Below are 26,371 nucleotides of genomic sequence, written 5' to 3' on the forward strand. Positions count from 1 at the left end.
CATGGCTTGGGGGAGAAGAGTATCCGCTAGTGTAATGCTTGGTATTAGTCTTCTATTGTCTGGTTGTGCAACGCCGCCGCCAGATAATCAAGATAATATATGTGATATTTTTCGCCAATACCCCGATTGGTATGAAGATGCTTTAGATATGAATGATGAATATGGCGTGCCTATTCAGATTTCCATGGCATTTATGAAACAAGAAAGCTCTTTTGTTGGTGATGCTAAGCCACCTCGTTACTACTTTTTAGGCTTTATTCCTTGGGGGCGAGTGAGTAGTGCGTATGGTTATGCGCAAGCCCAAGATCCTGTTTGGTCGGAATATCAAGACGAAGTGAGTTCTTGGTCTTCAAGGGATGATTTTGGCGATGCCATTATGTTTATCGGCTGGTATATGGATGGTTCGCAAAAGAGTCTAGGCATTTCTAAGTGGGATGCTTATAGCCAGTACCTTGCTTACCATGATGGTCGTGGCGGCTTTAAACGAAAGACATACGCGAGTAAACCTTCACTGATTAAAGTCGCTCGTCGAGTAGAGCAAACCGCAAAAAATTATGGCTGGCAGTTGAAAAAGTGCCAAGCTGAACTGGAAGATAACCGCAGTTGGTTTTTTTAATTGAACCAATTGTGTTACAAAGAATTAGGAGAATAAGCAATGCCTTTATTAGATAGCTTCACCGTCGATCACACTCGTATGAGCGCACCAGCAGTTCGTGTTGCCAAGACAATGCAAACACCAAAAGGCGATACCATTACGGTATTTGATTTGCGTTTTTGTATCCCGAACAAAGATATTTTATCTGAGAAAGGGATTCATACTTTAGAGCATTTATACGCAGGCTTTATGCGTGCTAATTTAAACAGCAGCGAAGTGGAAATTATCGACATTTCACCTATGGGTTGCCGCACAGGTTTCTATATGAGTTTGATTGGTACTCCGACTGAACAACAAGTAGCAGACGCTTGGCTTGCAGCGATGAATGATGTGCTGAAGGTAGAAGACCAAAACAAGATTCCTGAATTGAATGAATATCAATGTGGTACTTACTCAATGCATTCATTAACTGAAGCACAAGAGATTGCTAAAAACATCATTGCAGCGGGCATTCAAGTTAATAAAAATGATGAGCTAGCGCTACCTGAAAGCATGTTACAAGAGCTAAAAGTAGACTAGTCTCGGTTTTCGAGTCTCGGGCGTTTCACTGCTCGCATCTCGAATAAGCTGTTACAAACAGAAGGGCCCTTAGCTTACAACAAGCTAAGGGCCCTTTTAAATAATATGACTTTCCATATAGGATCGAGCAACGAGAAGCTGGGCGCCCGAGACTCGAGCTCCGCTAGTGCACCTTCTTCGGCTTCTTCTTCGAAGGATACACTTTCACTAACTTGATCTTGTTCTCGGCGATTTCGATTAATTCCATCTTATGATTCGCCACTTCAATACTGAGGTAACTTTCAGGAATATCTTCTAAATGCTCCAAAACTAAACCGTTTAATGTTCTTGGGCCATCGGTTGGTAGTTTCCAATTTAAACCTTTGTTGATATCACGGATATTAGCACTGCCTTCAATCAGGTAACTGCCATCGCTTTGTGGCGTGATTTCATCGGCAAGGCTTGGAGACATTGAGGTAGTAAACTCACCAACGATCTCTTCAAGAATATCTTCTAGGGTAATTAAACCGATAATATCGCCGTACTCATCGACAATCATGCCAATGCGTTCTTTATTGCGTTGGAACTTTAATAATTGAACGTTAAGCGGTGTCGCTTCTGGAATGAAATATACTTCATCGGCAGAACGCAGTAAGGTTTCTTTATTAAATTCATTCTTTTCAAGCATTAAGCGGTATGCTTTACGCAGACGCAACATACCAACCACTTCATCAATCTGATCACGGTATAACACGACTCGGCCATGGGCTGAGTGAGTTAACTGACGAACAATCGACTTCCAATCATCATTAATGTCGATGCCGGTTATTTCGTTACGAGGCACCATAATATCGTTCACTGTAACATGTTCTAAATCTAAAATTGAGATCAACATGTCTTGGTGACGACGAGGGATAAGACTACCTGCTTCATTTACCACAGTACGGAGCTCTTCAGAACTTAAAGGGTCTCCCGTTGAATCTTCCGCTCTTACGCCTAATAAACGTAATAAGCCATTAGTGATGAAGTTGACGAGAATAACAAGCGGTGACAACACCTTCATCAATATGCGCAGTAAAATACTGCTGGTATAAGAAACTCGTTCTGGATAAAGCGCTGCTAATGTTTTTGGTGTGATTTCAGCAAACACTAGAATGACTAAGGTGAGTGCACCAGTGGCAATCGCTACCCCATAATCGCCGTATAAACGCATCCCTATGATGGTAGCAATCGCTGAGGCAAGAATGTTGACTAGGTTGTTACCAATTAAGATAAGACCGATTAAGCGATCTGGGCGTTCAAGGAGAGATTCAACTCGCTTAGCCCCTTTATGCCCTTGATTAGCAAGATGTCGCAAACGGTAGCGGTTTAGAGACATCATGCCTGTTTCTGAGCTAGAGAAGTAAGCAGAAATGAGGATAAGTATTGCAAGTAGGGCAAACAACAGCCCCGTCGATATTTCACCCAAACTTAGGTTTTCCTTTGATTATTATAATTAGATACAAACCATCTACGTGATAATTTGAAGTTAGCAGTTATGACGAAATCTCATTACCCTGTCAATAGATGGGGATAATTAACAGAGAACAAATTAGTTTAAAATTATTTCTCTAACAAAACGGCTGCCGAAGTAGGCCAGTGTGAGTAGGCTCGTACCGCTAATGGATAACCAAAGCACTCTCTTGCCTCGCCAGCCTTGTTGGTAGTGACCCCATAATAAAATGCAGTATAAAACCCAAGCAATAAAGGATAGAACACTTTTATGAGCATTGGGTGAAGAGAACATACCTTCGGTGTAAATGGCTCCAGTAACTAGTGTTGCCGTTAGTAAAACCGTACCAATTAGTATGACCTTGAAAAGATGCCTTTCCACCATCATTAAAGGAGGGAGGTTAGGGTTAATGACCAATGACTTTTTGCTTTTTAGTTGATGATCAAGCCACGCCAATTGCAGAGCAAATAGAGCTCCGATGGTAAGGGTGGAATAAGCAAATAGCGCAATGGTGATATGAACCAGTAATTCAATTTTACCCTCAAAGTGGGTAATGAAGGTGCTTGGCAAAAAGTTAGCAGCGCACAGGTTAATCGCAGCAAAGCTATAAACGACTGGCAATAAAAACCAAAGACGTGTTTTCCACATCGAAACCGTGAGTACTAAACAAATAATAAAACCAATTAAAGAAGCGACATTCAGAATACTCATGTTTTGCCCATTAGGGTTAAAAATGAGATCGCTAATTAGCCAACCGTGAGTGGCGATGGCAAGAATGGCTAAACTAAATACCAGCTTAATTCTGATGCCAGAGCGGTGCACTAGCCCCGGGACGATCATGCAAGTCGCCGCGAAATATAAAATAACAGCAATGATTGAAAGCAAGTTTTCCATATTACTCATTAAAAAAATCCATCAGATAGGTGATTATAACTCTTATGGGTGGTGCGGGTATATAGCCAGATTCACAAGGATACTATCATTTTAAGCGGGAGAATTACTCCCATCGTAGAAGAAAAAATAGCCAAGAATAGGAAAGTCAGTGAAACATCGAGCTTGCATCGTTATACTGTCTAGTACTAGAGAGCCAAATGGCCCAACTTAATTAGAGTAAAAAGCTGAAATATCCCTGAATCTTCAGTGTCTTCATTCCGCTTTTTCAATAAAACTTATGTTTAATTAGGCAGAATCATGTTTGATAATTTAACCGAAAGACTGTCCGGTACGCTGAAAAATATCAGTGGTAAAGGGCGCTTAACAGAAGATAACATCAAAGATACTTTACGCGAAGTACGTATGGCGTTGCTTGAAGCGGATGTTGCCCTTCCTGTTGTTCGTGATTTCGTAAAACAAGTAAAAGAGCGTGCGGTTGGTATTGAGGTTTCTAAATCTCTTACTCCGGGCCAAGAGTTCATCAAGATCGTTCAAGCTGAACTTGAGTCAGTGATGGGCGAGTCGAACGAAGCGCTAAATCTTGCCGCTCAACCACCGGCTGTCATTTTGATGGCGGGTTTACAAGGTGCGGGTAAAACCACCAGTGTTGGTAAATTATCGAAATTATTAACCGAGCGTGATAAGAAAAAAGTGTTAGTGGTGTCTGCCGACGTTTATCGTCCAGCCGCGATCAAACAGCTTGAAACCTTAGCAACTGAAGTTGGTACGGATTTCTTCCCATCTAGTGCTGACCAAAAGCCGATCGATATTGCTAATGCCGCCATCGATCACGCGAAGAAAAAATTCTATGACGTTGTGATTCTGGATACCGCGGGTCGTTTAGCGGTTGATGAAGAAATGATGTCGGAAATTAAAGACCTTCATCAAGCTATCAAACCGGTAGAAACGCTGTTTGTGGTTGATGCCATGACAGGTCAAGATGCGGCGAACACTGCAAAAGCATTTGGTGATGCACTACCGTTAACCGGTGTGATCCTAACCAAAGTCGATGGTGATGCGCGTGGTGGTGCGGCTCTGTCGGTTCGTCATATCACAGGTAAGCCAATCAAATTCTTAGGTGTTGGTGAGAAAACCGATGCATTAGAAGCTTTCCACCCAGATCGTGTTGCTTCGCGAATTTTAGGTATGGGCGATGTTCTGTCTCTTATTGAAGATCTAGAGAAGAATGTTGATAAAGCCAAAGCCGAAAAAATGGCGAAGAAGTTCAAGCAGAAGAAAGGCTTTGACTTAGAAGATTTCCGCGAACAACTTGGCCAGATGAAAAACATGGGCGGCATGGCAGGCATGATGAACAAACTGCCAGGCATGGGTAACTTACCTGCTAATGTTAAAGATCAAGTTGACGATAAAATGTTCACGCAAATGGAAGCGATGATTAATTCGATGACCATGAAAGAGCGTGAACATCCTGAACTGATTAAAGGCTCACGTAAAAAACGTATCGCTGCCGGTTCGGGTACTCAAGTTCAAGACGTTAACCGCATGCTAAAACAATTTACCCAAATGCAGAAAATGATGAAAAAAATGCAGAAAGGTGGAATGAAAGGCATGATGCGCAACATGCAAGGCATGATGGGCGGCGGTGGTATGGGAGGAATGGGCGGCTTCGGTCGTTAATTCAATTTCATCCAAATGCGTTCCGTGACATGAAGTGTTAACTCTGTCACACTCCAATACTGAGTGAAACTTCACCAGAATTGATTACAAAAATACCTATACCCAAGTAACTCCAAGATGCGAGTTTCAGCAAGAATAAAACAAGCTTTAGGCAAGACAAATTGGACATGATCATAGTCATTCTATCTCTGTTCAATTTAACGCAGCATAAAGCTTGTTTTAACTTGCCCTTCGGGAGCTTCATCCAAACCTTTATGCTGCGTCAGATTGATTTGAAAGGTGTCTACATTCCTTCACCAATCTTCTTTGCCTAAAGATTTGGATGATAGCTCTGAATTCTGCATTTTGAAGTCACTTGGGTATAAAGCCCTTGCATTGACTCTGAATAAGAGTAAAATTCGGGGGCTTTATTTTGGCACGAGGCCCCAAGTCGTTTTTATCCTCACATTGTGAGTGAAGAAACAAGGTTTGGGGCTAATTTAATTATTGAGAAAGCAAAAGAGGACGACATGGTAACCATTCGTTTGGCACGTCACGGCGCTAAAAAGCGTCCATTTTATCAAATCGTTGTAGCTGACAGCCGTTGTGCAGCAACTGGTCGCTACATTGAAAACGTAGGTTTCTTTAACCCTACAGCTCAAGGTCAAGAAGAAGGTCTACGTTTAGACCTAGATCGCGTTAACCACTGGGTTGGTCAAGGCGCATCTGTATCTGACCGTGTTGCTAAACTAGTTAAAGACGCTCAAAAAGCGGCTTAATTATTAGCACATTAGTAGTTGTAAAGGTTAAAGGTAAAAACAATGAGTGAACAACAAAACGAAAAAATCGTTGTAGGTAAGCTTGGTTCTTCTTACGGCATTCGTGGTTGGCTTAAAGTTTTTTCCTATACCGACAACGCTGAAAGTATTTTTGAATACAGCCCTTGGTTTATTAAACAAAAGGGTCAATTGGTTCAATATAAAGTTGAAAGCTGGAAACGCCATAATAATGGTTATGTTTGTAAGCTTGAAGGCATCGATATTCGCGAAGACGCACAATTGTACGCTAATGTGGAAATCTTGATTGATCCAATCGCACTACCTGAACTGTCAGAAGAAGAATTCTACTGGCGTGAGTTATTCGGTATGCAAGTTTACACAACTCAAGGCTATCACCTAGGTGAAGTGACTGATTTGATGGAAACGGGCTCGAATGATGTTCTAGTAGTAAAAGCGAATTTAAAAGATGCTTTTGGCCAAAAGGAACGATTAATTCCGTTCCTTGAAGAGCAAGTGATCAAAAACGTTGATCGCACAGCTCAACGGATCGAAGTTGACTGGGATCCTGGATTCTAGACACCTAACTAGATAAGCGAGAAACACAATGTGGATTGGCATAATTAGCCTGTTTCCCGACATGTTCCGAGCCGTATCTGATTATGGTGTAACTGGTCAAGCGGTTAAAAAAGGTCTTTTATCATTAGAGTCATGGAATCCTCGTGATTTCACTCATGATAAACATCGCACTGTTGATGATAGACCTTACGGTGGTGGCCCTGGCATGTTGATGATGGTTCAGCCTTTGAGCGATGCCATTGATGCAGCCAAACAAGCTTCACCGGGTAAGGCGAAAGTAATCTACTTATCTCCCCAAGGTCGTAAACTCGACCAGCAAGGAGTTGAAGAGTTGGCAACTAATGAGAACTTGATTCTGATTTGTGGTCGCTACGAAGGAGTAGATGAGCGCATTATTGAATCTTATGTTGATGAAGAATGGTCGATAGGGGATTTTGTAATGACGGGTGGGGAAATCCCAGCCATGACGTTAATTGATTCAGTATCTCGGTTTGTTCCGGGTGTACTTGGGGATTTTGCGTCGGCAGAAGAAGATTCTTTTGCTAATGGCTTGTTGGATTGTCCACACTACACACGTCCTGAAGTGTTAAACCAGAAAAGGGTGCCAAGTGTACTGACTTCTGGAAATCACGAGGACATTCGTCGCTGGCGGTTAAAACAATCGCTAGGCCGTACTTGGCTTAGAAGACCAGAGCTTCTGGAAAACCTAGCTCTGACTGACGAACAGGAACAATTGCTGGCGCAGTTCATTAGTGAACAGCGGTCTTTGAAAAAAGATAGAAGCAACTAGCCTAATAAATTTAGTATCAGTTTAATCTAGGAAATAGACACATGAGTAATATCATCAAAGCTCTTGAAGAAGAGCAAATGAAACAAGACATCCCTGCATTTGCACCAGGTGACACTGTTGTAGTTCAGGTTAAAGTTAAAGAAGGCGACCGTGAGCGTCTACAGGCATTCGAAGGCGTAGTTATCGCTAAGCGTAACCGTGGTCTTCACTCAGCATTCACAGTTCGTAAAATCTCGAACGGTGAAGGCGTTGAGCGTGCTTTCCAAACTCACTCTCCAATGGTTGATAGCATTGAAGTTAAGCGTCGTGGTGCAGTACGTCGTGCCAAGTTGTACTACCTACGTGAGCGTTCTGGTAAGTCAGCTCGTATCAAAGAGAAGCTGGCTAAGAAGTAACGCACGCTGCGTTCTCAAAGTAAACGGGTCCCATTTGGGACCCGTTTTTTTTGGTTAGGGGCGCTGCGCTGCTTGGATCGCTACGCTTCTCGTTCCTAGTTGCTAGGAAAAGATTATCCCTGATCGCTGTTGTTTTCACACGCTACACTAAACACGTAACTCGCTACAACATCCCCGAACCTCGCTTCTGCTTTTCGATTTATACGCAACATTTAACACACCACTCGCAACCTTTTATTCATCTTTCGAGCCACGAGAAACGAAGTGCCCTAGACACGAGCAACGAAAAAACACTTCTTCCCATTCTTTTCTAAAAACGCTACATTCCCAATAACAAAATCATCAAAGGAGAGATATGCAATGGTTCGTATTGCAATTGCAGGCGCAGCAGGTCGAATGGGCCGCAACTTAGTAAAAGCTACCCACTTAAATCCAAACGCTCAAGTAGGAGCAGGTTCGGAAAGACCTGAGTCATCATTAGTCGGTGTTGATATTGGTGAGCTTTGTGGCGAAGGGCAATTTTCCGTTGCATTAGTCGATGATTTATCAAAGGTTATTTCACAGTTTGATGTGATTGTTGATTTTACGGCTCCTAGCAGCACGTTAGCTAATATCGAACTTTGTAAATCACATGGCAAAAAAATTGTGATTGGTACCACCGGCTTCTCTGAAGAAGAAAAGCAGCTTATCGATCAAGCTGCTCAGGAAATTTCTATCGTGATGGCACCCAATTACAGTGTTGGTGTGAACTTAATGTTCAAGCTTTTAGAGAAAGCTGCCAAAGTGATGGGAGATTACTGCGATATTGAAGTAATTGAAGCTCATCATCGTCATAAAGTAGACGCACCATCGGGTACCGCTTTAGGTATGGGCGAAGCCATTGCTGGCGCCATGGGAAATAAGTTAAGTGATGTGGCCGTATATGCACGAGAAGGCATTACCGGTGAAAGAACCAAAGATGAAATTGGTTTTGCAACCATCCGTGCTGGCGACATTATCGGTGAACATACTGCGATGTTTGCAGATATTGGTGAACGAGTTGAGATCACCCATAAAGCCACTGATCGTATGACTTTTGCCAATGGCGCAATTAAAGCAGCCGTTTGGTTAGAAACGCAACCGTCGGGCTTTTACACCATGCAAGATGTATTGGGGTTAAATGAGTTGTAACGACTCATAGCTAGTTACTTGGGTATCTATTCAGTTTCGAATCAGCGAAATATCCCGAAAGTGTTACTTTTAACGAAAAGCCGTTCAGATAATGAGCGGCTTTTTTGTATTTTAGCTTGAGTAAAGAAACGATTACGTGAAATTGTTTTGTTGTTTTTATTGTGGTTTATGATGTTACTCTTTGTTTGATGTCTGAAATTTGCAGTTATCTTGGCTGTTTTTGACAAAAAGTAGTCAGTTAATTTTTTATTGAACAAAAATAATACTAAGTAAAGGTTTTGACATCTTAGTGTGTGGTTAACGCCACTAAGAGATAGATAGATTGTTGTTTTTGAGGCTTTAGTGAAACAAATTGGGTAAGTTGTCTTTTATTATAGATTTCTTTTTCTAACACTATTGACACATTTGGCTGCCATCTCTAGAATAGCGCCAATTTACCTAAATTCCATAATTATGGTGATTTAGAAAGATAAGAGCGAGAGCTTATACATTTATTTTGCATATTTATTCTGGAGGTTATCTTGAGTAATTCCGCACTGTTAGTCCTAGAAGATGGGACAGTGTTCCGCGGTCAATCCATTGGAGCAGATGGGTCCGCCGTTGGAGAAGTTGTTTTTAATACCTCGATGACGGGGTATCAAGAAATTCTCACTGATCCTTCCTATTCACAGCAAATCGTTACTCTAACTTATCCTCATATTGGCAATACCGGTACTAACTCAGAAGATGAAGAGTCCTCTTCAATCCATGCTCAAGGCTTAGTTATCCGTGATCTTCCTCTTATAGCTTCAAACTTCCGCAGCGAACAAACCCTTTCAGAATACTTAAAATCACAAAATATCGTCGGCATTGCTGATATTGATACACGTAAATTAACTCGTGTATTACGTGAAAAGGGCGCGCAGAATGGTTGTATCGTAGCAGGCCCTTCTTTTGGTGAAAAATCGCTGGATGAAGCACTGGCACTTGCTAAAGCTAAAGAATTCCCTGGCCTGAAAGGCATGGATTTAGCCAAAGTGGTTTCTACCAAAGAGTCTTACTCTTGGAAACAAGGTTCATGGACTTTAACCGGTGGACTGCCAGAAGCAAAATCTGACGCAGAATTGCCTTACCATGTTGTGGCTTACGATTTCGGTGCGAAACGTAACATCTTACGTATGTTAGTTGACCGCGGTTGTCGTCTAACAGTGGTTCCAGCTGAAACCTCAGCAGAAGAAGTATTAGCCTTAAATCCAGATGGTGTATTCCTATCGAATGGCCCAGGCGACCCAGAACCTTGTACTTACGCCATTGAAGCGACTAAGACTTTCCTAGATGAAGGTTTACCTATTTTTGGTATCTGTCTTGGACATCAAATATTGGCATTAGCTTCTGGTGCTCAAACCATCAAAATGAAGTTTGGTCATCACGGTGCTAACCACCCAGTAAAAGATCTTGATCGTAACGTTGTAATGATCACTTCTCAGAACCACGGTTTTGCGGCGGACGAAGCAACCTTACCTGACAACTTACGTGCGACTCACAAATCATTATTTGACGGTTCTCTACAAGGTATTCATCGTACCGATAAGCCAGCATTTAGCTTCCAGGGTCACCCAGAAGCAAGCCCAGGTCCTCACGATGCTGCGCCATTGTTTGACCACTTTATTGAATTAATCAAAGAACATAAGAAATAATTGGGAGTTGTAGAAAATGCCAAAACGTACTGACATAAAAAGCGTACTGATTTTAGGTGCTGGCCCAATTGTTATCGGTCAGGCTTGTGAATTTGACTACTCTGGCGCTCAAGCATGTAAAGCTCTGCGCGAAGAAGGTTACCGAGTTATCTTAGTTAACTCTAACCCAGCCACTATCATGACTGACCCAGAGATGGCCGATGCAACTTATATCGAGCCAATTCACTGGGAAGTGGTTCGTAATATTATTGCTAAAGAGCGTCCAGATGCTGTATTGCCTACTATGGGTGGTCAAACGGCTTTGAACTGTGCACTTGATTTAGAAAAAAACGGCGTACTTGAAGAGTTTGGCGTGGAAATGATCGGTGCGACAGCAGATGCAATTGATAAAGCAGAAGACCGTTCTCGTTTTGATAAAGCGATGAAGTCAATTGGTCTTGAGTGTCCACGTGCGGATACTGCGAAATCAATGGAAGAAGCTTACAAAGTTCTCAATATGGTTGGCTTCCCTTGTATCATCCGTCCTTCATTTACTATGGGTGGTTCTGGTGGTGGTATCGCGTATAACAAAGAAGAATTTGAAGAAATTTGTCGTCGCGGCTTAGACCTTTCTCCAACCAATGAACTTCTTATTGATGAATCATTGATTGGCTGGAAAGAGTACGAGATGGAAGTGGTTCGCGATAAGGCGGATAACTGTATCATCGTATGTGCGATTGAAAACTTCGATGCAATGGGCATTCACACTGGTGACTCGATCACTGTGGCTCCAGCTCAAACTCTAACAGATAAAGAATACCAATTAATGCGTAACGCTTCTTTAGCGGTATTACGTGAGATTGGTGTTGAGACAGGTGGTTCAAACGTACAGTTTGGTATCAATCCGAAAGATGGCCGTATGGTTATCATCGAAATGAACCCACGTGTATCGCGTTCATCAGCGCTAGCTTCTAAAGCAACAGGTTTCCCAATTGCTAAAATTGCAGCAAAACTGGCGATTGGTTATACGCTTGATGAGTTAATGAATGACATCACAGGTGGCGCAACGCCTGCATCATTTGAACCAACCATCGATTACGTTGTGACTAAGATCCCTCGTTTTAACTTTGAGAAATTTGCCGGTGCCAATGACCGTCTAACCACTCAAATGAAGTCGGTTGGTGAAGTAATGGCGATTGGTCGTAACCAACAAGAATCACTACAAAAAGCATTACGTGGCCTAGAAGTTGGTCGTGATGGCTTTGATGAAATGGTCGATTTAGATGCACCTGATGCATTGACCAAGATCCGCCAAGAATTGAAAGAAGCGGGTTGTGATCGTATCTGGTACATCGCTGATGCATTCCGTGCTGGTATGTCTGTGGATGGCGTATTCAACCTAACCAATGTAGATCGCTGGTTCCTAGTTCAAATCGAAGAGCTAGTGAAACTGGAAGAAGAAGTTAAAGCGGGCGGTTACGCTGGTCTAAACGAAGAAGTATTACGTAAAATGAAGCGTAAAGGCTTCGGTGATGCACGTTTAGCGAAACTCCTTGGCGTAGCAGAAAGCGAAATTCGTCGTGCTCGTGAGCAATACAATATCCACCCTGTTTACAAACGTGTTGATACTTGTGCTGCTGAGTTCTCTTCAGATACTGCTTACATGTACTCATCATACGATGAAGAATGTGAAGCGAACCCAACTGACCGCGATAAAATCATGGTATTGGGCGGTGGGCCAAACCGTATCGGTCAAGGTATCGAATTTGACTACTGTTGTGTGCATGCATCACTGGCATTACGTGAAGACGGTTACGAAACCATCATGGTGAACTGTAACCCTGAAACTGTTTCTACCGATTACGATACGTCAGACCGTTTATACTTCGAACCAGTAACACTAGAAGATGTGCTTGAAATCGTACGTATCGAGAAGCCAAAAGGCGTGATCGTTCAGTACGGTGGTCAAACGCCTCTGAAACTAGCTCGTGCATTAGAAGCGGCTGGTGTGCCAATTATTGGTACTAGCCCAGATGCCATTGACCGCGCGGAAGACCGTGAGCGTTTCCAAACGGCAGTCGATCGTTTAGGTTTATTACAACCTGAAAATGCTACTGTAACCACAATGGAACAAGCGATTGAGAAATCACGTGAAATTGGTTACCCACTGGTCGTTCGTCCTTCATACGTTCTTGGTGGTCGTGCGATGGAAATCGTATATGACGAGCAAGATTTACGTCGCTACTTCAATGAAGCAGTAAGCGTTTCAAATGAATCACCAGTTCTTCTCGACCTATTCTTAGATGATGCGGTTGAAGTGGACGTTGATGCGATTTGTGACGGTGAGCAAGTGGTGATTGGCGGTATCATGGAGCACATTGAGCAAGCGGGTGTTCACTCAGGTGACTCAGCATGTTCATTACCTGCTTATACCTTAAGCCAGGAAATCCAAGACGTAATGCGTGAGCAAGTTGAAAAGCTAGCGTTTGAGCTTGGTGTACGCGGTCTAATGAATACCCAGTTTGCGGTTAAAGATGGCAAGGTATATCTAATCGAAGTGAACCCACGTGCAGCACGTACGGTTCCATTTGTATCAAAAGCAACAGGTGCGCCTTTAGCTAAAATTGCAGCACGCGTAATGGCAGGCCAATCTTTAGCATCGCAAGGTTTCACTAAAGAAATCATTCCACCATACTACTCAGTTAAAGAGGTTGTATTACCGTTTAACAAGTTCCTAGGTGTGGATCCACTGTTAGGCCCAGAAATGCGCTCAACCGGTGAAGTGATGGGCGTAGGCAAAACTTTTGCTCAAGCGTTTGCGAAAGCGGAACTGGGCATCGGTAATGTTTACCCTGAAGGTGGTCGTGCATTACTTTCTGTTCGTAAAGAAGACAAAGAGCGTGTGGTAGAGTTGGCGTCTCAGTTAATCAAACTAGGCTACCAATTAGATGCAACACACGGTACAGCAGTCGTGCTAGGCGAAGCGGGCATTAACCCTCGCTTGGTGAATAAAGTACATGAAGGCCGACCTCATATTCTTGACCGTATCAAGAACAATGAATACACCTACATTGTGAACACTGCAGCCGGTCGTCAAGCAATTGAAGACTCAAAAGTACTACGTCGCGGCGCACTTCAAGAGAAGGTGAACTACACCACGACCTTGAATGCGGCTTTCGCAAGTTGTATGGCTCATAAAGAAGACAACCGTTCGAATGTCACCTCTGTACAAGAGTTGCATGCGAAAGTGAAAGAGTCTTTGGCGTAATAAGCTAACGTTAATAAACAAGCGTTAATAAGCAATAAAAATAAACCCACTTTAGTTGTGAAGCTAAAGTGGGTTTTTGTTTATTTGCGTTTCTCGGGGCTCGAGCGCTTTGCTTCTTGTCACTCGAAGTCAATACGGAAAGTTCGAGAAATTAAATAAATGCCATTGATGTGAATGTGATGATTTTAAATTGTTCACTCATCACTCATCACTCATCACTCACTAGTCTTCTCGGCTCCCGATCGTAACGTCCCCGTAACTCGTATCTACTCTTCTTTTTCTAGTCACGAGCAGCAAAGCGTCCTAGCTACGAGTACCGTGACTATTCCTTCGTCGCCTTAATCAAATTCTGATAAAACGCTTGCTCAAATTGAGTTAGTGGTGGAATGGTGCTGGTGTTATTTTGTGGGTGATAATCCGTCACTAATTGAACAAACATAGTCGTTGACTCACCTTGCTCATTGAGCACAAAACCCGCCATATTGTGAGTGGCAAATAAAGAACCACTTTTCGCGACTATGCTGCCTTTTATTGGCTCTTTTCTCATGCTAGAGCGGTATTTTAATGTGCCGTCTATGCCTGCTGTCGGCATTAAGCGAATGAAATCCAGTTTATGATCATTGGCTTTAATGAATTTTAATACCGAGTACAGTTGATTTGGAGTAACTCGGTTGTTACGAGAAAGCCCTGAACCATCTTCTAAAACTGCATTAGATAAATCGACTTTGGCTTGCTTCTTTAAAATTTGTTTAATGGCTTCTGTGCCATTAGCAAAGGAGCCAGCTTGATTAAAGTAATGCTTACCTAAGGTTTTAGTTAGGTTGTTGGCGTAGAGGTTATCGGAGTCTTTTAGCATGTGCTCTAGTAGAACAGGCAATGGCACAGATAGATGCTTAGTCAGTACCTTTGTATTTCTGGCCTGTTCTTGGGGAGGTTGTTTTTTGGTAGATTGTTCTTTGGTAGTAACAGCCGTAGCTAATTTAATGCTGCCTTTAAGCTTTATACCTTGTTCATCTAAGATTTGATGCAAGGTTGCCGAGGCGTATAAAAAGGCATTTTGTACGGCAAAGTTAAGTGGTAATGGCTGATCTCGTTTCACTAAGCAACCTGATAAGCGGTAATGGTTGGCTGGAGTGGTAGTCAGCTCTAAATCACAGTACTGCTCTTTTTGTTGTTTGCGAGTAATCGCCGTCGCAGTCGTACTGACATTGACAGGCTGATGCTTTGGCGTGAATACACGAGTGGTACCATCTGCATTGGTATAGATGGATGCCATCACACAGTTACCATTTAAGGTGATTGCGCTTGAAGGCGTACTGTAACAAACACCCAGAATATCCCAAGGCCAACCGACCGCTTTTTCATAACCAGTAAAAGCGCTGTTATCTAAGATAAGATCACCGCTAATCGTTGAGATGTTTGCATTTTTTAGTAGTTGGCTAATATCGGCGGAAGTTAAGCTAGGATCGCCAGAAAAGCGTATTACCAGATCTTTACCATTTTGCTCTAATTGTGTTGCGTAGCGAAAATTATCACCTAGTTCGATTTTAGCTGCCAGTGCGGTCACTAGCTTTAATGTGCTAGCGGGTGGAAATAGCTGATCATTGTTTTGTCCCAATAATGTCGAGCTCGGTGACTTGGCGATTAAGCCCACTCGAGTCCCTGACGGTAGAATATCGCTACTTGGGAAGTGTGGTTTGATGGGCGCAGCGTAGCTTGAAACAGAGAATAAAAAAGAAGTCGCTAGGGCAATAACAGAGGTGAAACGCATAGTTCAATCCATGAAGTGGAGGAGCGCAAAGTATAAACAAAAACGCCTACTAAAATAAGTAGGCGTTTTAAGATTCTTATCTAACCTCTAAGAGGTGCTAGATTAGAATGCGTAACGTAGGCCAACTTGGATTTGGTTTTCTGTTTGTGCTTCTGTAGCAGCATCGCTATCAGAAAGAAGGTTCAACTGGTATGCACCGTATACAGTCGCGTGTTCACCAAAGTAACGAGCGTACTCAAAGTTTACATTGCTCATGTTTAATGCATCGAATTGATCTTCATCAGCATCAAAGTAGTTGTAGGTTAGGTTTACGTTGTTATCACCGAAAGTGTAACCTGCGTAAAGGTCAGCAGCGCTGAAATCAGTGTCTGTACCACGAACGTCAGCAGTTGAAATTGTACCGCCTTCGTAAGTCGCAGCAACTAAAATGCCGTTTTTCGAGTAACGAGCAGCCGCTGTGTAAGTGTTATTGTCGCCACTGTCTACAAGGTCTGTACCTGTACCATTTGCATCAGTTTGTGCATAACCTAAACCAAGCTCGATAGCGTCAGTTAGTTTGTATGCAGCAATAACACCGAAACCATCAGCATTTTGAGTTACAGGTGTGCCATCTGAATCAGAATCACCTTGTACACTTGCTTGAATAGTTAGCTTTTCAGTGTTGTATGCATAACGTAGAACGTTGTTAGCACGGTCAGACGTTGCAACGTTATATTCATTGATGTAACCAGAGAATACTTCAGCCATATCGGTGAAGTTAGTCAGGTAAGTGAATGCGTTGTCTTGGTGACCGTAAGTTAGCGCACCGTAAGTTTGCGAAGTTACACCAGCGTATAGGTAACGAGTGTTGAATGCAGCATCGTCGCCAACAGGAGCATCATCTTCAGTTACTTCAAACTCAGTAAAACCGATGAAAGAGATATCTTCATTTAGCTTTTGTTCACCACCGATGTTCAAACGAACACGTGAAGCATCTTTGTATTGGTTATCATCTGCATCAGTTTTGTTTGCATCAGAGAAGTTAGCACGAACTTCAACACGGCCACCCATGTTTAGAGTAGAAGTGTCATCTTTGTAGATTGTTGCTGCAGAAGCTGCAGTTGATACTGAAGCAGCGGCCACTGCTAAAGCTAGTAATGTTTTTTTCATTGTATTAATCCTAACTGATTTTTAATTATCCATATATAGAATGAAAACCATCCTATGGGGGCGCATTTTACTGCATTTTGCTTTTTAAGCGTAGTAAATTTCGTATTGATTTTAAACAATATTTATAAATTTATATAAATAAAACGTCTGATTATATCAATCAGACGTTTTTAATGTTGCTAAGAGGTTAAAATAGATAGTTATGGTCTATTTTAGAATTGGTATAGTAGGCCTAGACGTACTGAATCTTCTTCGTCAACACCTGCGAATGCTGAATCTTCATCTAGCAGATTGAAGCGGTAAGACATGTAAGCGTATAGGTTATTAGTGAAGTCATAACCACCGGTTAATTCAGCCCAGTTTTGGTAATCTTCGTCATCCACTTCTTGGTATGAGTAAGTGGCAATCACGCGGAATTGGTTGTCAAATTTGTATTGACCAGTCGCTTCTACACCTTGGAAATCAACGGCATCGTTACCAATCATTAGACGGTCAATTGATGCGGTTTCACCACCAGTATAAGTCGCACCTAGGTATAAATGTTCATTAGTGTAGTTTACACCACCAATAATTTGGTACTCATCATCACCTGCTGATGTGGCATTAGAAGAATCACCTTCGTTAGCTGCATAACCAAGAGCGAACCCCAGCCCCATTGGAAGAGTGTATTTTGCCGCTACACCATAACCATCAGTGTTATCTGAATCGCCAAGCACAACATCAGCTTTTACAACTAAAGCATCATTTAGGAAGTTACCTGTGTACAGGATAGCGTTATTGATTTGCTCATCACCTGCTGTGATAAAGCCTTTTTGGCCACCAGAGTAGGTTGAGATATCCGACATTTGAGAGATCATTACAGTTGCAGTATCTTGACGACCGAATGAAACATCACCGAATTTAGTGCCTAAACCTGCAAACATGTAACGTTGAGTGAAGTCACTGCTAGCATCATTGTCACCTGAAGATTTTACGCCTTGCTCTGCTTCATAGAAACCGAAACCAGTTAAACCATCAGTGATTTGAGTTTCGCCGCCAACGTTTAGACGAAAACGTGAAGCATTGTGCATAGTGCCATCAATTTCATCACCAGAATCAGTACCGATAAAATCACCACGGAACTCTGCGCGACCACCGACGTCTAGAGTAGTAGTACCATCTTTATATACGTTAGCTGCTGATGCAGAAGTTGCGGTTGCAGCAGCGGCAATTGCAAGAACTAGAAGTTTTTTATTCATTGTATTAATCCTAATCGTTTAATTGATTAAAGTTGGTAGTTTAGTGACTACTCTATAACTTTTGTTTGTATACACGCTTGTTGCATACATGGGTTTTATTTTATCCAACTAATATATAGTGCATATATTGATAGCTGGCAGAAATAATTGCTGCATGTGTTGTACCGTGTAAGTTCCCGCTCAAGATAGTCAAATGATCTCAAAATACCTAAAAATCATAGCTTTCACCTCGGTTTTAGTTTTTTAATGTTGTATTTTTTATTTTATTCAATGGCTTATGTTGGTGGTTTTGGTTTTGTGATGGGGGTCTCAAGTTTGATTTTTTTAGATTTTCGCCGCGAAATTAGCTAAAAATAGTTGTGTTTTAGAAAAAAGTTAAAGTTTTAAAAGTGCCTGTATTTTCAATGAAATGTGATTGAGATCTTATTTTTATAGTGACGAAATAACCAAGTTTAATTACACTAGTTGCCAATTAAATATTCTAACGGCACCTACTCAGCAATAAGTTGAGTGGGTATTTTTTGTCTGAGGTTCGCTCTTTGGAGTTGAAGTCGGAGTGAGGTTTAAAATGGATAAAGTCCCAATGACCGTGTGTGGTGAGCAATTACTACGTACAGAATTAGAAGCATTATTAAAGCGCCGCCCATTGATCTCGGCGGCAATTGCCGAAGCGCGAGAATTAGGTGATTTAAAGGAAAATGCTGAATACCATGCTGCCCGTGAAGAACAAGGCATTTGTGAAGCTCAGATCCGCGATATTGAGTATAAGTTGTCTGTTGCTCAAGTAATTGATGTATCCAAAATGGACAATACCGGAAAAGTTATTTTTGGAACGACGGTAACCTTGCTTGATATTGATACTGACAAAGAAGTGAAATATAAAATTGTCGGTGACGATGAAGCAGATATCAAAGCAGGTAAAATTTCAGTAAGCTCTCCGATTGCTCGTGGTTTAATTGGCAAAATGGAAGGTGATGAAGTAGTTATCTCAACTCCTGGTGGAGATAAAGACTTCGAAATTACTCAGGTAGATTATATTTAAGCATCTAGAGTAAAGTGTGTGATTGAAAAAGCCGCAGTTGATGCGGCTTTTTTGTTGCTCGAGCGATACGAGTCTCTCGTTACAAGGGAACGGCTCTTCTCGAGCCACGAGCAGCGGAGCGCACGAGAATCGATAAACGAAAAAAAAAGATCGCACTAGGCGATCTTCTATTTGAAATCAATTGAAAACAGCAAGTAAGTGATTACTTACGAGGGATCTCAATTTTACGCTGCTCGCTTTGACGGAATAAAACCAAAACTTTACCAATGGTTTGTACTTTTTCCGCTTTAGTTTCACGAACAATGGCGTCTATAATTAGTGACTTGGTTTCACGGTCTTCAGAAGCGACTTTGACTTTAATCAGCTCGTGATGGTCAAGTGCAAGCTCAATTTCCGCAAGAACAGCTTCAGTCAATCCATTTGCGCCCATTAGCACGACAGGTTTTAAACTGTGAGCTAGTCCTTTCAAGTGCTGCTTTTGTTTGGTGCTTAGGTTCATTGTGCGGCCATTTTTTTATAGTATAAGGGTTGAAAACATCTATTTTAGCGCCATCTATTGTGGAAGACTATATTTTCCGTAATAGTTTTTATTAATCGCAACGGCTCTTGTGATGTTTTCTGCAGTAGCTGAAGCTTCCCACCACACTGTGTAGGAAGTGTTGAATAATCAGTAGGAATAAAATGAGTAAGAAAAAACACTCGGCCAGTTCTGGTCGTTGGTTACAAGAGCATTTTGATGATAAATATGTAGCGGAAGCCCAAAAGCGCGGCTACCGTTCACGTGCTATTTTCAAAATTGAAGAGATTCAAGAGAAAGATAAACTCTTAAAACCTGGAATGACGGTAGTAGATTTAGGCGCTGCACCTGGCGGCTGGTCTCAATATGCTGCTGAAATTGTAGGCGATGATGGGCAAGTAATAGCTTGTGACATTTTATCTATGGATTCGATCGTAGGCGTTAGCTTTCTTCAAGGGGATTTTCGTGAAGAAGCCGTGTTAGAAGCCTTACTAGAACGCATTCAACCTGATATGGTGGATGTAGTAATGTCTGACATGGCTCCTAATATGAGTGGAAATCTTGCGGTAGACCAACCAAGAGCTATGTATTTAGTTGAATTAGCGTTGGATATGTGTCGACAAGTTCTAGCTCCTGATGGTAGTTTTGTGGTTAAGGTATTCCAAGGCGAAGGCTTTGATCAGTACGTCAAAGATGTACGAGAAATGTTTAAAGCTGTAAAAATTCGTAAACCAGACTCTTCACGTGCGCGTTCTCGTGAGGTATATATCGTAGCTACAGGATATAAACTGTAGTAATCTACTTTTAATTAATAGTGACCGAGAGGCTGACACCTTGAGTGACATGGCAAAAAATTTAATTTTATGGCTAGTAATCGCCGTAGTTTTGATGTCAGTTTTCCAGAGCTTTGGGCCTGGGGACAGTAACGGAAAAGCGATTGATTACACATCCTTTGTAAAAGACGTTGGTCAAGGCCAAGTTCGTGAGGCAAAGTTCAAGGATAGAGAAATTACCTTTGTTCGAACTGATAATTCTCGCAATGTAACTTATATGCCGGTTTATGATGATAAGCTTCTCGACGATCTTATTAACCAAAATGTGAAAGTATCGGGTACACCACCTGAGCAACAAAGCCTATTAGGTACTATCTTCATTTCTTGGTTCCCTATGATCTTATTGATCGGGGTGTGGATTTTCTTCATGCGACAAATGCAAGGCGGCGGTGGCAAAGGTGCTATGTCGTTTGGTAAGAGTAAAGCTCGCATGATGGGTGAAGAGCAAATCAAAACGACTTTTGCAGACGTTGCTGGTTGTGATGAAGCAAAAGAAGACGTAAAAGAGCTGGTTGATTACTTACGCGACCCAAGCCGTTTCCAAAAGCTTGGTGGTAAAATTCCAACAGGCGTATTGATGGTTGGTCCTCCAGGTACAGGTAAAACTTTATTGGCGAAAGCGATTGCCGGTGAAGCGAAAGTACCATTCTTTACTATTTCTGGTTCTGATTTCGTAGAAATGTTCGTTGGTGTTGGTGCATCTCGTGTACGTGACATGTTCGAGCAAGCGAAAAAAGCATCACCATGTATCATCTTCATTGATGAAATCGATGCCGTAGGTCGTCAACGTGGCGCTGGTGTGGGTGGTGGTCATGATGAACGTGAACAAACACTAAACCAAATGCTAGTTGAGATGGATGGTTTTGAAGGTAACGAGGGTATTATCGTTATTGCGGCAACTAACCGCCCTGACGTACTAGACCCAGCATTACTTCGTCCTGGTCGTTTTGACCGCCAAGTTGTGGTTGGTTTACCAGACGTTCGTGGTCGTGAACAAATTCTGAAAGTACACATGCGTAAAGTACCGCTAGCTGAAAATGTTGAGCCGTCACTGATTGCACGTGGTACACCTGGCTTCTCAGGTGCCGATCTTGCAAACCTAGTAAACGAGGCTGCATTGTTTGCTGCGCGTGGTAACAAGCGTAATGTTTCTATGGTTGAGTTTGAGCTTGCTAAAGACAAAATCATGATGGGCGCAGAGCGTCGTTCAATGGTATTGACTGAAGAAACCAAAGCATCGACTGCATACCACGAAGCGGGTCATGCGATTGTTGGTCGTTTAGTTCCTGAGCACGATCCAGTTTATAAAGTCTCAATTATTCCACGTGGCCGTGCATTAGGTGTGACCATGTACTTACCAGAGCAAGATCGTGTAAGTATGTCTCGCCAGCATTTAGAGTCTATGATTTCTAGCCTTTATGGTGGTCGTTTGGCGGAAGAGCTTATTTATGGCTCAGAAAAAGTATCGACAGGTGCTTCTAACGATATTGAACGTGCGACTGATATTGCTCGTAAGATGGTGACTCAGTGGGGCTTCTCTGAAAAACTTGGTCCTTTGCTTTATGCAGAAGATGAAGGTGAAGTATTCCTAGGTCGTTCGGTTACACAAACTAAGCATATGTCTGATGACACTGTTCGTTTGATTGACCAAGAAGTTCGAGCGTTGATTGACCGTAACTATGAGCGCGCGAAGAAAATCTTAGAAGACAATATGGATATCATGCATGCAATGAAAGATGCATTGATGAAATATGAAACGATTGATGCTGGTCAAATTGATGACTTAATGAATCGCTCTGAGACAGTTCGCCCACCTCAAGGTTGGACGGATAGCGAAGTGAAACCTGCAGAGCCGACTGCTAAGGCACCAGATGCCAAAGTAGAAGAAGATAAGGTAGAAGAAACCAAGTCTGAAGAAGCTAAAGGTGAAGCGAAGCCTGATTCTGAACAGTCACAAGATGACAATGAATCAAAAAATAAAGATTCATAAGCTTTAATAAGCATACTCAAGCCCTGATGAAAGTCGGGGCTTTTTGCTTTCTATCCTATACCAGATTAATCTACATCTTATTTAAGTGAAGCTGAGGTTATTTGCCTCCTACCTCTCCTAAGTAAATCGTGAGTAATATTCTTGCTATGAAATTAATTTCTAATCACAAACAACTTGATCTCAGCCGTCCTCAAATCATGGGGATTTTAAATGCCACGCCTGATTCTTTCTCTGATGGTGGCAAGTTTAATCAACTTGATAAAGCGCTCTTACAAGTTGACGCTATGATAGCTGCCGGTGCGACTATTATTGATATTGGCGGTGAGTCGACGCGCCCTGGGGCAAAAGAAGTATCATTAGAAGATGAATTAAATCGTGTCATTCCACTAGTGAAAGCGATTCGTCAAAAATCTGATGTTTGGATCTCTATTGATACCAGTAAAGCGGAAGTGATGAAGCAAAGCATCGAATGTGGTGCAGATATTATCAATGATGTGCGCTCTCTTAGCTTACCAGGCGCACTAGATGTCGTTGCCAAAGCAAATATCCCTGTATGTATTATGCACATGCAAGGCGAGCCTAAAACTATGCAAGATAACCCTGAGTATCAGGACGTATTACAAGATGTCGATGATTTTCTGATTCAGCGTATCGATGAGTGTGTTACGGCAGGAATTAAGCGCGAGAACATTATTATTGATCCAGGTTTTGGTTTTGGTAAAACTTTAGCGCATAATTACCATTTACTGGCAAACCTTGAACGTTTTCATCAATATAAATTACCGATTCTTGCTGGAATGTCGAGAAAGTCCATGGTATCGAAAGCCTTGAATAAGCCAACTAGTGAATGCGTTACAGGCAGTGTGGTTTGCGCGACACTCGCCGCTCAGCAAGGGGCTCAAATTATTCGAGTCCATGACGTACAAGAAACTCAAGATGCGATGCGTATTCTTGAAATGATCCAAACTAATCAATAATTCAATTTAATTAATGGTGATTTTTTATATTTGCCATTAATAAGCCGTTTGAAGAATAAGGACAAATCATGTCAACGAGAAAATATTTTGGTACCGATGGTGTACGTGGCAAAGTTGGTGACTATCCAATTACCCCTGACTTTGTATTAAAGCTAGGTTGGGCAGCAGGTCGCGTATTAGCCAAACAAGGCACCAAGCAAGTTATTATTGGTAAAGATACTCGTATTTCTGGCTATATGCTGGAATCGGCATTAGAAGCGGGTCTGGCTGCAGCAGGGTTAAAAGCGATCTTAACTGGCCCAATGCCAACACCAGCCGTTGCTTATTTAACACAAACATTCCGCGCAGAAGCGGGCATTGTGATCTCGGCATCTCATAATCCTTATTATGATAACGGCATTAAGTTCTTTTCATCGGAAGGCACTAAATTACCGGATGATATTGAACTGGCGATTGAAGCAGAACTTGAAAAAGATATCGAATGTGTTGAATCTGCGATGTTAGGTAAAGCTAAGCGTATGGTCGATGCTGCAGGTCGTTATATTGAATTTTGTAAGAGTACTTTCCCTAATGAATTAAGCTTGAAAGGCTTAAAAATTGTTGTCGATTGTGCGCATGGTGCGACCTATCACATTGCTCCGAGTGTCTTTACCGAATTAGGTGCTGATGTTATTGCAATGGGCTGTGAGCCAAATGGCTTGAATATTAATGACCAAGTTGGTGCAACAGATGTTCGTGCTCTACAACAACGTGTTATTGATGAAAAAGCTGATCTAGGCTTAGCATTTGATGGCGACGGTGACCGAATCATCATGGTTGATGAGCTTGGTAATAAAATTGATGGTGACCAGATCGCTTATATCATTGCTCGTGATGCACTGCGTCGTGGTGAGCTGAAAGGTGGGGTAGTCGGTACTTTGATGACTAACCTTGGCATGGAAAACGGCTTGAAACAGCTAGGTATCCCTTTTGTTCGTTCAAAAGTCGGCGACCGTTACGTGATGGAACAGTTATTAGAAAAAGGCTGGAAAATTGGCGCAGAGAACTCGGGCCATGTTATTTTGCTTGATAAAGTGACAACGGGTGATGCGATTGTTGCCGCGCTACAAGTGCTCGCTTCAGTTGTAGGCAGTAAACTATCACTTAGTGCCTTAGCATCAGGAATGACGCTATATCCGCAAGTTTTAGTGAATGTACGTTTCGCGGGTGATAGCGATCCACTGCAAAACCAAGCAGTACTAGATTCAGTTAAAGACGTTGAATCTAAATTAGGTGATAAAGGCCGAGTACTATTACGCAAATCAGGTACTGAACCACTGATCCGAGTCATGGTTGAAGGTGAAGATGCACAGCTGGTTGAATCTTCGGCGAATGCGATTGCTGAAAAAGTAAAAGAGAATTGCTAAAACAGCTTAAGGCTGGTGGTGAATCGCCGCTGGCCTGTTTATTGTTGTTTTGTCCCTTTTTTAATCGTTTGAACCGCAAGTTATACTTTTTTGGCAATTTTCACTTGTCAGTTAGTGTTGCTTTGGTTAGTATCACTGCGCCTCATTAGGGAGGTGCGTTATTGTTTTTAATCAAAAGCAATAGCTCAGAAATTTAGAACATAGGTGGAAAAATGTTAACAGTTCTACTTGTGATTTATCTACTGGTTGCGCTTGGTGTAATTGGCCTAGTGTTGATTCAGCAAGGTAAAGGCGCAGACATGGGAGCCTCTTTCGGGGCTGGAGCATCAAATACAGTATTTGGCTCTGGTGGCTCAGGTAATTTCCTTACCCGTTCAACAGCGATTTTCGCAACAATTTTCTTTATCATTAGTTTGGTTCTTGGCCATATGTCAACGGCGAAGCATGAATCTAAGTTTGCTGCACCACAGTTAAGTGTTGAGCAGAAGACTGATAATGAACAAGTTGCTACTGATGAAATTCCAGCGCCTAAGAGCGGTGACGAAATTCCTCAGTAATTGTTACTCTGGTAACAGTTATTCTTAATAAGAATATTGCCGAGATGGTGAAATTGGTAGACACGCTAGCATGAGGTGCTAGTGCCTTATGGTGTGGGGGTTCAAGTCCCCCTCTCGGCACCATTGTTTGTAAAACTTGTAATGTCTATTGCAGCGAGTATAATGCGCTCAGATAGAAAGCAAAATCGGACGCGGGGTGGAGCAGCTTGGTAGCTCGTCGGGCTCATAACCCGAAGGTCGTCGGTTCAAATCCGGCCCCCGCAACCAATCCTTTACAGGATATGCTGTTATAAGTTTTCGTGTTAAAAGTCTGACTTTTGACACAGCTAAGCTAAAATATATGCTTAGTAATATCAGGGTCCAGCAATAAAAAACCCCGACTTATCGGGGTTTTTTATTATCTGCATAACTTGATTGGTCAAAATTGGCCGATCAACTTATTAACTATGCAGATAATGCATGGTGTTTGAATTGGGCTTTAAGCCCTTTTTTTGTTTCTGGACGATCGGCTTTAAGCTTAGCTTCTTGGTTTTGTTAGCTTTTTTATTTGTTAAAGCGACAAAATGTGGATAAGGCTTCATTTCCGGAGAGAGTATGACTGGTTTAGAAAAACAATTAACCGAATTATTGGAAGCGCCAGTGGCGGCTTCTGGTTATGAATTAGTTGGCTTGGAATTTATCCGAGCTGGTGAACACTCCACATTGCGTATTTTTATTGATCATGAAAATGGCATCAATGTTGATGACTGTGCAGAAGTTAGCCGCCAAGTAAGCGCGGTGATGGATGTTGAAGATCCAATTACGGTTGCATACAACTTAGAAGTTTCCTCACCAGGTTTAGAACGTCCACTGTTCAAGCCTGCTCACTACCAACAATTCATTGGTCACGATGTAAACTTGGTATTGAAAATGGCGGTCAATAACCGTCGTAAGTGGAAAGGCGTGATTACCGCTATTGAGGGTGAAATTGTTACCATTACCCTAGATGGCAACGAAGAACAATTTGCTTTAAGTAATATTTCTAAAGCTAACTTGATACCAAAATTTTAAGTCTGAAGAGGCG

The 26,371-nt window shown here is 42.1% G+C and carries 23 protein-coding genes and 2 tRNA genes; 19 read left to right on the forward strand and 6 right to left on the reverse strand.

The genetic code is table 11. The features are described 5' to 3' along the window. Window position 1: 1 nt before the first annotated feature. Both L3V25_RS07255 and luxS read left to right on the forward strand, forming a co-directional pair. Window positions 2-616, forward strand: coding sequence for a hypothetical protein (locus L3V25_RS07255; protein WP_346656328.1), 615 nt, complete (start codon window positions 2-4; stop codon window positions 614-616). A 39-nt stretch (window positions 617-655) separates the two neighbouring features. Beyond that, a complete protein-coding gene (gene luxS, locus L3V25_RS07260) occupies window positions 656-1,174 on the forward strand; it encodes an S-ribosylhomocysteine lyase (protein ID WP_237294744.1) in 519 nt (172 codons plus the stop codon). Between the two features lie 163 nt (window positions 1,175-1,337). Here the strand turns inward: luxS and L3V25_RS07265 are convergent, their stop codons facing one another. After that, complete coding sequence (locus L3V25_RS07265) at window positions 1,338-2,621, reverse strand: CNNM domain-containing protein (RefSeq protein WP_237294745.1); 1,284 nt, start codon at window positions 2,619-2,621, stop codon at window positions 1,338-1,340. 123 nt (window positions 2,622-2,744) lie between these two features. Continuing rightward, window positions 2,745-3,539, reverse strand: coding sequence for an inner membrane protein YpjD (locus tag L3V25_RS07270; RefSeq protein ID WP_237294985.1), 795 nt, complete (start codon window positions 3,537-3,539; stop codon window positions 2,745-2,747). Between the two features lie 297 nt (window positions 3,540-3,836). Between L3V25_RS07270 and ffh the strand changes: the two genes are divergently transcribed. The 8 genes from ffh (at window position 3,837) to carB (ending at window position 13,828) form a co-directional block, all read left to right on the forward strand. Then, window positions 3,837-5,216, forward strand: coding sequence for a signal recognition particle protein (gene ffh, locus L3V25_RS07275; protein WP_237294746.1), 1,380 nt, complete (start codon window positions 3,837-3,839; stop codon window positions 5,214-5,216). 509 nt (window positions 5,217-5,725) lie between these two features. Beyond that, a complete protein-coding gene (gene rpsP, locus L3V25_RS07280) occupies window positions 5,726-5,974 on the forward strand; it encodes a 30S ribosomal protein S16 (protein WP_027697617.1) in 249 nt (82 codons plus the stop codon). A 42-nt stretch (window positions 5,975-6,016) separates the two neighbouring features. Beyond that, on the forward strand, window positions 6,017-6,550 hold the full coding sequence (gene rimM, locus L3V25_RS07285; RefSeq protein ID WP_237294747.1) for a ribosome maturation factor RimM: 534 nt from the start codon (window positions 6,017-6,019) through the stop codon (window positions 6,548-6,550). A 28-nt stretch (window positions 6,551-6,578) separates the two neighbouring features. After that, window positions 6,579-7,340: a tRNA (guanosine(37)-N1)-methyltransferase TrmD gene (trmD, locus tag L3V25_RS07290; RefSeq protein WP_237294748.1), complete on the forward strand. Its 762-nt coding sequence runs from the start codon at window positions 6,579-6,581 to the stop codon at window positions 7,338-7,340. Between the two features lie 41 nt (window positions 7,341-7,381). After that, on the forward strand, window positions 7,382-7,735 hold the full coding sequence (rplS, locus tag L3V25_RS07295; RefSeq protein ID WP_027697614.1) for a 50S ribosomal protein L19: 354 nt from the start codon (window positions 7,382-7,384) through the stop codon (window positions 7,733-7,735). Between the two features lie 360 nt (window positions 7,736-8,095). Then, on the forward strand, window positions 8,096-8,905 hold the full coding sequence (gene dapB, locus L3V25_RS07300) for a 4-hydroxy-tetrahydrodipicolinate reductase (RefSeq protein ID WP_237294749.1): 810 nt from the start codon (window positions 8,096-8,098) through the stop codon (window positions 8,903-8,905). Between the two features lie 521 nt (window positions 8,906-9,426). Continuing rightward, window positions 9,427-10,581, forward strand: coding sequence for a glutamine-hydrolyzing carbamoyl-phosphate synthase small subunit (carA, locus tag L3V25_RS07305; RefSeq protein ID WP_237294750.1), 1,155 nt, complete (start codon window positions 9,427-9,429; stop codon window positions 10,579-10,581). Between the two features lie 16 nt (window positions 10,582-10,597). Next, window positions 10,598-13,828: a carbamoyl-phosphate synthase large subunit gene (gene carB / locus L3V25_RS07310; RefSeq protein ID WP_237294751.1), complete on the forward strand. Its 3,231-nt coding sequence runs from the start codon at window positions 10,598-10,600 to the stop codon at window positions 13,826-13,828. A gap of 322 nt (window positions 13,829-14,150) precedes the next feature. Here carB and dacB read toward each other — a convergent pair whose 3' ends face one another. The 3 genes from dacB to L3V25_RS07325 form a co-directional block, all read right to left on the reverse strand. After that, complete coding sequence (dacB, locus tag L3V25_RS07315) at window positions 14,151-15,599, reverse strand: serine-type D-Ala-D-Ala carboxypeptidase (RefSeq protein ID WP_237294752.1); 1,449 nt, start codon at window positions 15,597-15,599, stop codon at window positions 14,151-14,153. Between the two features lie 102 nt (window positions 15,600-15,701). Next, window positions 15,702-16,748: a porin gene (locus L3V25_RS07320; RefSeq protein WP_237294753.1), complete on the reverse strand. Its 1,047-nt coding sequence runs from the start codon at window positions 16,746-16,748 to the stop codon at window positions 15,702-15,704. A 212-nt stretch (window positions 16,749-16,960) separates the two neighbouring features. Next, window positions 16,961-17,986 carry a porin gene (locus L3V25_RS07325; RefSeq protein ID WP_237294754.1) on the reverse strand — a complete coding sequence of 342 codons (1,026 nt, stop codon included), beginning with the start codon at window positions 17,984-17,986 and terminating at the stop codon, window positions 16,961-16,963. A 568-nt stretch (window positions 17,987-18,554) separates the two neighbouring features. Between L3V25_RS07325 and greA the strand changes: the two genes are divergently transcribed. After that, on the forward strand, window positions 18,555-19,028 hold the full coding sequence (gene greA / locus L3V25_RS07330) for a transcription elongation factor GreA (RefSeq protein WP_089122425.1): 474 nt from the start codon (window positions 18,555-18,557) through the stop codon (window positions 19,026-19,028). Window positions 19,029-19,230: 202 nt separating this feature from the next. Here the strand turns inward: greA and yhbY are convergent, their stop codons facing one another. Then, entirely contained in the window at window positions 19,231-19,527 is a 297-nt protein-coding gene (yhbY, locus tag L3V25_RS07335) for a ribosome assembly RNA-binding protein YhbY (RefSeq protein WP_089122426.1), read from the reverse strand. 182 nt (window positions 19,528-19,709) lie between these two features. Between yhbY and rlmE the strand changes: the two genes are divergently transcribed. From rlmE to rimP, 8 genes are all read left to right on the forward strand, one after another. Continuing rightward, entirely contained in the window at window positions 19,710-20,339 is a 630-nt protein-coding gene (gene rlmE, locus L3V25_RS07340) for a 23S rRNA (uridine(2552)-2'-O)-methyltransferase RlmE (RefSeq protein ID WP_089122427.1), read from the forward strand. A gap of 40 nt (window positions 20,340-20,379) precedes the next feature. Further along, entirely contained in the window at window positions 20,380-22,368 is a 1,989-nt protein-coding gene (gene ftsH, locus L3V25_RS07345) for an ATP-dependent zinc metalloprotease FtsH (RefSeq protein ID WP_276574035.1), read from the forward strand. A 146-nt stretch (window positions 22,369-22,514) separates the two neighbouring features. Beyond that, a complete protein-coding gene (folP, locus tag L3V25_RS07350) occupies window positions 22,515-23,345 on the forward strand; it encodes a dihydropteroate synthase (protein ID WP_237294756.1) in 831 nt (276 codons plus the stop codon). Between the two features lie 65 nt (window positions 23,346-23,410). Next, complete coding sequence (gene glmM, locus L3V25_RS07355) at window positions 23,411-24,751, forward strand: phosphoglucosamine mutase (protein ID WP_237294986.1); 1,341 nt, start codon at window positions 23,411-23,413, stop codon at window positions 24,749-24,751. A gap of 212 nt (window positions 24,752-24,963) precedes the next feature. Next, entirely contained in the window at window positions 24,964-25,308 is a 345-nt protein-coding gene (gene secG / locus L3V25_RS07360; RefSeq protein ID WP_237294757.1) for a preprotein translocase subunit SecG, read from the forward strand. Between the two features lie 38 nt (window positions 25,309-25,346). Next, window positions 25,347-25,431 (forward strand) — tRNA-Leu (locus L3V25_RS07365). 67 nt (window positions 25,432-25,498) lie between these two features. Continuing rightward, window positions 25,499-25,575, forward strand: a tRNA-Met gene (locus tag L3V25_RS07370). Window positions 25,576-25,902: 327 nt separating this feature from the next. Further along, window positions 25,903-26,358, forward strand: a complete 456-nt coding sequence (gene rimP / locus L3V25_RS07375; RefSeq protein WP_089123545.1) for a ribosome maturation factor RimP — start codon at window positions 25,903-25,905, stop codon at window positions 26,356-26,358. The last annotated feature ends 13 nt before the right edge of the window (window positions 26,359-26,371 follow it).

The organism is Vibrio sp. CK2-1, assembly GCF_021726515.1.
Classification (GTDB): Bacteria; Pseudomonadota; Gammaproteobacteria; order Enterobacterales; family Vibrionaceae; genus Vibrio.

What these genes read in the sequence shown, in the direction of transcription:
- L3V25_RS07320 (WP_237294753.1), bottom strand. Translation starts at nt 16,748, where the DNA reads ATGAAAAAAACATTACTAGCTTTAGCAGTGGCCGCTGCTTCAGTATCA.
- folP (WP_237294756.1), top strand. Translation starts at nt 22,515, where the DNA reads ATGAAATTAATTTCTAATCACAAACAACTTGATCTCAGCCGTCCTCAA.
- rimM (WP_237294747.1), top strand. Translation starts at nt 6,017, where the DNA reads ATGAGTGAACAACAAAACGAAAAAATCGTTGTAGGTAAGCTTGGTTCT.
- carB (WP_237294751.1), top strand. Translation starts at nt 10,598, where the DNA reads ATGCCAAAACGTACTGACATAAAAAGCGTACTGATTTTAGGTGCTGGC.
- greA (WP_089122425.1), top strand. Translation starts at nt 18,555, where the DNA reads ATGGATAAAGTCCCAATGACCGTGTGTGGTGAGCAATTACTACGTACA.
- L3V25_RS07255 (WP_346656328.1), top strand. Translation starts at nt 2, where the DNA reads ATGGCTTGGGGGAGAAGAGTATCCGCTAGTGTAATGCTTGGTATTAGT.
- secG (WP_237294757.1), top strand. Translation starts at nt 24,964, where the DNA reads ATGTTAACAGTTCTACTTGTGATTTATCTACTGGTTGCGCTTGGTGTA.
- dacB (WP_237294752.1), bottom strand. Translation starts at nt 15,599, where the DNA reads ATGCGTTTCACCTCTGTTATTGCCCTAGCGACTTCTTTTTTATTCTCT.
- L3V25_RS07325 (WP_237294754.1), bottom strand. Translation starts at nt 17,986, where the DNA reads ATGAATAAAAAACTTCTAGTTCTTGCAATTGCCGCTGCTGCAACCGCA.
- trmD (WP_237294748.1), top strand. Translation starts at nt 6,579, where the DNA reads ATGTGGATTGGCATAATTAGCCTGTTTCCCGACATGTTCCGAGCCGTA.
- luxS (WP_237294744.1), top strand. Translation starts at nt 656, where the DNA reads ATGCCTTTATTAGATAGCTTCACCGTCGATCACACTCGTATGAGCGCA.
- rplS (WP_027697614.1), top strand. Translation starts at nt 7,382, where the DNA reads ATGAGTAATATCATCAAAGCTCTTGAAGAAGAGCAAATGAAACAAGAC.
- ffh (WP_237294746.1), top strand. Translation starts at nt 3,837, where the DNA reads ATGTTTGATAATTTAACCGAAAGACTGTCCGGTACGCTGAAAAATATC.
- L3V25_RS07270 (WP_237294985.1), bottom strand. Translation starts at nt 3,539, where the DNA reads ATGGAAAACTTGCTTTCAATCATTGCTGTTATTTTATATTTCGCGGCG.
- yhbY (WP_089122426.1), bottom strand. Translation starts at nt 19,527, where the DNA reads ATGAACCTAAGCACCAAACAAAAGCAGCACTTGAAAGGACTAGCTCAC.
- dapB (WP_237294749.1), top strand. Translation starts at nt 8,096, where the DNA reads ATGGTTCGTATTGCAATTGCAGGCGCAGCAGGTCGAATGGGCCGCAAC.
- rimP (WP_089123545.1), top strand. Translation starts at nt 25,903, where the DNA reads ATGACTGGTTTAGAAAAACAATTAACCGAATTATTGGAAGCGCCAGTG.
- rlmE (WP_089122427.1), top strand. Translation starts at nt 19,710, where the DNA reads ATGAGTAAGAAAAAACACTCGGCCAGTTCTGGTCGTTGGTTACAAGAG.
- rpsP (WP_027697617.1), top strand. Translation starts at nt 5,726, where the DNA reads ATGGTAACCATTCGTTTGGCACGTCACGGCGCTAAAAAGCGTCCATTT.